Source organism: Bradyrhizobium sp. (assembly GCF_030654605.1).
Taxonomy (GTDB): Bacteria; Pseudomonadota; Alphaproteobacteria; order Rhizobiales; family Xanthobacteraceae; genus Bradyrhizobium.
Genome location: NZ_JAURXB010000249.1, coordinates 1 through 1,329 on the forward strand (window position 1 = coordinate 1; position 1,329 = coordinate 1,329).

General features: G+C 63.1%; 2 protein-coding genes. Both read right to left on the reverse strand.

All coding sequences use genetic code 11. The features are described 5' to 3' along the window. Positions 1 to 406 (reverse strand): PLP-dependent transferase (locus Q7U29_RS22425; RefSeq protein WP_304744918.1); only part of this gene is annotated, 406 nt, incomplete at its 3' end. Between the two features lie 170 nt (positions 407 to 576). After that, a complete protein-coding gene (locus Q7U29_RS22430; protein ID WP_304744920.1) occupies positions 577 to 951 on the reverse strand; it encodes a hypothetical protein in 375 nt (124 codons plus the stop codon). Positions 952 to 1,329: the final 378 nt, after the last annotated feature.

Below are 1,329 nucleotides of genomic sequence, written 5' to 3' on the forward strand. Positions count from 1 at the left end.
GTTTTACAAATGTGGTCGTGATGCCGAAGCGCGGCAGCGTATGCGCCAGCAGGTTGATGGTGCCGCCATAGAGCGAGGCGGAGGCGACGATATGGTCGCCGGCATTGAGCAGCGTGGCGATCGCCAGATGCAGCGCCGCCATGCCGCTCGCGGTGCAGATCGCGCCGACGCCGCTCTCCAGCGCGGCCAGCCGCTCTTCCAGCACCGCCGTCGTCGGGTTCGAAATCCGGGTGTAGATGTGGCCGGCGCGTTCCAGATTGAACAGCGCCGCGGCGTGTTCGGAATCCTGGAAGACGTAGGATGTGGTCTGGTAGATCGGGACCGCACGTGCGCCGGTGACGGGATCCGGACGCTGGCCGGCGTGCAGGCTCAGGGTCTCGAAGGCAGGCGGCTTGGGTGCGGGCATGGCGATCTCGAATGGTGCGGTACGCCCGATCATTCGGACGGCAGCACCATGTGCCACAAAAGCACCTGACTTGTTAGCCCATTTCCCCTACCGCGACCCGACCTCAGCCTTCCGCCCGCGGCGTGCTGCGTGGTATTTGAAGGCGCCCCGATCGCCCGGCGGCGATCCCGCTAGTTCATGATCGAAGTCAGCGACGCCGGCGTATCGATGGTCACGTTGCTGCCGCGAACGTTCTGCCATACCGCAGCGATGGTCTGCGGTTGGTTGCCCAGGGGAACGCCGACGATCAGTGTCGTCGGTACCCGGGCGTTGCCGTTTATGACATTGTAGGTAAACCCGGCAATCACCGGCGAGAGCTGGCCGTTCACCTGAATGCCGAAACTGCCGCCCGGATAATTGTCGCCGCCTGCATATGGCCAGGGAACGTTCAGGATGATGATCGCGGTCGTCCCGACGCCTTCGGGAATGACAAGGCTGAGGCCGGGTATCTGCGTCCATGAAGATGAGTTCGTCGAATGCGTGCCAGTGGTTTGGACATAGGCCATGATCGCTCTCCCGTTGCTATTGTAATTTTAGCAACAAAGGGTTGAGTGGAGCAATTGAAATTCGGGCAAACCGGCATGCCCCGCGCCTCGAAACGAGGGCGGCGTCATCAAGTCGGCACTGACGGCTCCGATGCTTCGCCGGGCTCTTGCGCATTTGCGGCCGCGATGCCCGCCACCTAGAGTCACACCGTCGAAATCGAACAGGTCTGCCCGCTTGGAACGCAAACTTCTTCAAATCGCCATGGCGTTTGCGGGCCCGGCGCCGCGCCGCGCGTTGACCCGATGAAGCGCGTCGCGATCTGGGCATTCTACGCCGTCGGCGCGCTCGCGATCGGTTACCTCGCGCTGTACGCCTATGCCGTGTTCACCGGGCAGGAC

What these genes read in the sequence shown, in the direction of transcription:
- Q7U29_RS22430 (WP_304744920.1), bottom strand. Translation starts at nt 951, where the DNA reads ATGGCCTATGTCCAAACCACTGGCACGCATTCGACGAACTCATCTTCA.